Raw genomic sequence first — 1,963 nt, forward strand, 5'->3', positions numbered from 1 at the left:
TAGCAGTGAACCACGCCAGGATCGTTTTGGTTTTCCAAAAGGCGCTAATGCGGGGACCTGTTTACATAGCTTGTTTGAGCATTGGGATTTCCAGCAGCAGAATGAAGAACTCAATGTGCTGGTAGATAAAACATTAAGCCAATTTGGCATTGACACAGAATGGTCTGCCACCGTGTCATCGTGGTTAGAAGCCGTTGTCACCACGTCATTAGATGAGCAAAGCGGATTGACCTTACGTGATATTCAGCCACATCAGCGTTTAGATGAAATGGCATTTTTCTTTCCAGTGACGCATTTAACAACAAAACATTTAAAAGACACCTTACTGCCATTTGTGGCTGATTATCCGATTCTCAATCCTATCGTGAAGTCATTACATTTCGCCGATTTGAGTGGCTTTATGAAAGGCTTTATTGATCTGGTGTTTGAGCAGGATGGTCGCTTTTATATTGCTGACTATAAATCCAATTGGTTAGGGACTCAGGCAGAAAACTATCAACAAGCGCTATTGGATGAGGCGATGGTGGCACATAGTTATCCATTGCAATATCTGATTTACAGCCTGGCTTTGCATCGTTATTTAAAAACACGATTGCCTGACTATGACCCTGAACAGCATTTTGGTGGAGTGTATTACTTATTTATTCGTGGCATGCATCCTGATTGGGGACAAGCGGGTGTGTATTTTGAGCGGCCATCGCCAGCATTACTTGAGGCACTTGATCTGTGCATGTCTGAGGTAGGCGATGTCTGATTTGCTGAAGTTATTACGCCAGCACGGTTTAAGCGAATTAGCCTGCCAGTTTGCCGCTTATATTGATCGTAAAGAGCAGGGCATGCGCCCAGTGGTGAGTATCACGGCAGCATTATTATCTGAAGCGATTGCGGAAGGTCATGTTTGTCTGAATTTGCAGCAATTACCGACATTTTGTCAGCCACTGAAACCGGTATTACCTGAAAGCGTTGATGACTGGATGGAAATCTTGTCATTAGCCAAAACAGTCGGGCAACCCGGCGATTACACACCGCTGATTTTGACAGAGCAGGGCTTGCTTTACCTTTATCGCTATTACCGTGATGAGCAGGATGTTGCCAGTCTGATTCAACAACGTTTACAGCCTGTGAATGATATTGATCTTGAACAGCTAAATGAGGATTTAGGCCGTTGGACCAGTGTGATTGAAGGGCCAGACTGGCAAAAAATCGCTGTGGCGGTGGCATTGAACAGAGAGTTTGCTGTGATTTCCGGTGGTCCTGGTACGGGCAAAACCACGATAGTATTAAGCATGCTCAATAGTTTGCAGCAGCAATCTCCCGAGCTGTATATTGGTTTGGCTGCACCCACAGGTAAAGCGGCTGCCAGATTGCAACAATCTATTAGTACGCAGCATGCTTATGAGGTCAAAACGCTGCACCGTTTATTGGGCATTACCGAGCATAACGATCAGGGCCGTTACCATACTGAACGACCGCTGCCTTTAGATGTGTTAATTATCGATGAAGCCTCAATGATTGATATCAGTTTGATGGCCAAATTAATGCGAGCTTTATCGCCGTCAGCCAGACTGATTTTATTAGGTGATAGTCAGCAACTAGCTTCAGTTGAGTCGGGTGCAGTGCTGGCAAATTTAAGTGAAGGTAAACAAGGGCAGTTCACAGCTGAATTTAGTGAGCAGTTTCCTGAGCTGGAGATTCCAGTGACCGAAACATCAGCGCCATCCACTTTGCTCAATAGCTTTGTGCGTCTGCAACACAGTTACCGCTTTGATAAAGACAGTACTATCGGACAATTAGCTAAACAGGTGAATGATGGTGATGTGTTAGCGTCACTCGCGTTATTGAATCCAGCAGCCAGTGACATCTGGTATGACACGGATGAAAAGCAACAGCAATCACGGTTTCTAAAGGGGTACCAAGCCTTTATCGACGCGGTTGAGTCTAAACAAACCCCGCAAACGGTGGG

2 protein-coding genes are annotated in these 1,963 nt (G+C 45.3%); both read left to right on the plus strand.

Features of this window, described 5'->3' with window-relative positions:
* Positions 1 to 754, plus strand: a 754-nt coding sequence (locus B4K20_RS16220) for a PD-(D/E)XK nuclease family protein (RefSeq protein WP_289283709.1), incomplete at its 5' end; no start/stop codon positions are given.
* On the plus strand, positions 747 to 1,963 hold a 1,217-nt coding region (locus tag B4K20_RS16225), incomplete at its 3' end, for an AAA family ATPase (protein WP_289283710.1). The genes B4K20_RS16220 and B4K20_RS16225, both read left to right, overlap by 8 nt.

It is taken from the genome of Methylophaga sp. UBA5088 (assembly GCF_002414625.1).
GTDB lineage: Bacteria > Pseudomonadota > Gammaproteobacteria > Nitrosococcales > Methylophagaceae > Methylophaga > Methylophaga marina.